The organism is Oscillochloris sp. ZM17-4 (assembly GCF_019599295.1).
Classification (GTDB): Bacteria; Chloroflexota; Chloroflexia; order Chloroflexales; family Chloroflexaceae; genus Oscillochloris.
This window is the reverse complement of the sequence record NZ_JAIEWN010000038.1, coordinates 22156-24379: the sequence shown is the minus strand read 5'-3', so window position 1 is coordinate 24379 and position 2224 is coordinate 22156. Positions and strand designations below refer to the sequence as shown.

Sequence of the window (2224 nt, the reverse complement as noted above, 5' to 3'; positions counted from 1 at the left end):
ATGCGGTCGAGGGTCTCGCCGCCGATCACATCCTCGTAGCCGAGCAGCGGGTCGCCCAGGCGCACGCGCAGGGCCGGCCCGTAGGCCAGGCCGACCTTCATGGTCAGGGTGAAGGGGCCGGCGGGGGTGCGCGCCTGGCCGTGGCGGGCGATGGCGGCCTGCATGCCGGCGGCGGCGGCCAGCGCGCGGCGCACCACCACGTCGCGGCGGGCGCGGGGCGGGCGCGGGAACCAGACGATCAGGGCGTCGCCGGCGAACTTGATCACGCTGCCGCCGTAGCGGTGGACCTCGCCGATCAGCGGGGCGAAGACGCCGTTGAGCGCGCGGGTCAGCTCCTCGCCGCCGCGGGCCGGGCTCAGCTCGCGGGCCAGCGTCTCGGTGAGCGGCGTGAAGCCGGAGATATCGCCGATCATGGCCACGCCCTCGGCGGCCAGCGGCGCGCCGAGCGCTATCTGGGCCGCGCGGTCGCGCGGGAGGAAGGCGGCAAGCTGGACGACAAGCGTTTTCATAATGATCTGAACGCGGGCGATGTGTCGGGGCAGCAGTATAGCGCAGCTGTGATCAGATTGCTACGTGATCACCACCCTGAGCGCCCAGCCGGTGCGCTCGGCGAAGGCCCGCGCGGCGGCCTCCAGGTCCTCGGCGGCGGCTGACCCCTGGGCCTTCAGGCTCACCTCTCGCGCGGCGCCCTGGATGGCGGGCGCGCCCGATGCGCGCAGCCCCGGCGGCAGGGCCTCGCGGGCCGCGCGCATCAGCGCCTCCTGGTGCGGCTGCGGCCAGATCTTGATCGCCCAGCCGACGAAGGCGGCCAGCTCGGCCAGCTGCGCCCCGTGCCGCGCCCGCGCCACCTCGGGGAAGTGGAAGCGCAGCGTTACCACGCCGGCGTCCTGGTCGGCGCTGGCCTTGTAGCAGCCGGTGTCGGCGTCGAACCATGTGCGCGCCGTGCTCAGGGCGAAGTTTACCTCGCTGCGCCTGGCGCCCCGCGGCGGCGCGAACAGCTCCTCCTCGGCGGCGGCCGGCGCGGCGGCGGGCGCGGCCCCCGGCGCGCGGATGCTCAGCGCCCAGCCGGTCTGCGCGGCGAAGGCCGCCTCGGCGGCGGCGATGGCCTGCGGGTCGGCCGCGCCCGCGCAGCGCAGCTCGACTCGCGCGTCGGCCAGGAAGATCGCCGGGGCGCGCTCGGCCTCCAGCCCCGCGGGCAGTAGGTCGAGCGCGGCCTGGGCCAGCTGGCCCTGGTGCGGCTGTGGCCAGACCGTCACCGGCGCGCCGATCTCCTCGGCGATCCTGGCGATCGCCTCGGCGTCGCGGGCGGCGGCGACGGGCGGGAAGAAGTAGCGCAGCGTCACCGCGCCGCTCTCAGGGTCCACCCCGCGCTGGTAGAGGTCGGGCGCGTCGCCCAGGTGCCGGTCGATCACCGCCTGGGTGCCGGCGCTGTCGACGCGCGGGCCGCGCCGCGGGCCGCCGGCGGCCTGGGTGCGGCGGACCTCGGTGGGCGCGGGCAGCCGCCAGAGGCCGGGCGCGTGGGGCAGTGCCACGAAGTGGGCGCTGCCCTCGCCGAGGGCCGCCTCCATCTGCTCCTCGGCGGCGGTGTCCGACTCGGGGCCGTACCAGGCCCGCGCCAGCTCGCGCACGCTGAGCGCCTGCACGCCGCTGCCGTCGCGCAGGGCCGCCCAGAGCCGCTCCAGCCCGGCCTCGTCGATCGGCGCGCCGCCGCCCACCGGCTCGACCGGCGCGGGCGGCGCGGGCGGCGTCACCACCCGCCGGCCGCCCCGCGCGGAGGGCGCGATCCGCAGATCCTGGCCGTCGCGCGGGATGACCACCTCGGCCAGGCCGCGCAGGCGGGCCGCCAGCGCCGCGCGGGCCTCCGGGTCGCCGTGGACGAGGGCCACGGCGCGCGGCTGAACCGCGCGCACCATCGCCGCCAGCTCGTCGCCGTCGGCGTGGGCGCTCAGGCTGTAGCGGCCCACCTCACAGGCCACCGGCAGCGTGCGCTCGCCGAAGGTCATGCGCCGCGCCTCGGGCTGGGAGTCGGCCAGGTCGAGCAGACGCCGGCCGGGCGCCTCCTCGTCGATATAGCCGCTGAAGAAGATCGCCGCCTCGGGCCGCCCGGCCAGCCGCTCGGCGTACCAGACCGACGGCCCGCCGGTGAGCATGCCCGACGAGCTGATGATCGCGCCGGGCGGCCCGGCGATCACCCGCTCGCGCTGCTGCGGGCTCTCGACCGGCT

The 2224-nt window shown here is 77.3% G+C and carries 2 protein-coding genes; both read right to left on the bottom strand.

Annotated features, from left to right (window positions below):
- On the bottom strand, positions 1-509 hold a 509-nt coding region (locus K2Z83_RS21365), incomplete at its 3' end, for an adenylate/guanylate cyclase domain-containing protein (protein ID WP_305082514.1).
- A 60-nt stretch (positions 510-569) separates the two neighbouring features.
- Positions 570-2224: MBL fold metallo-hydrolase RNA specificity domain-containing protein (locus K2Z83_RS21360; RefSeq protein ID WP_220597217.1), on the bottom strand; the 1655-nt coding region annotated here is incomplete at its 5' end.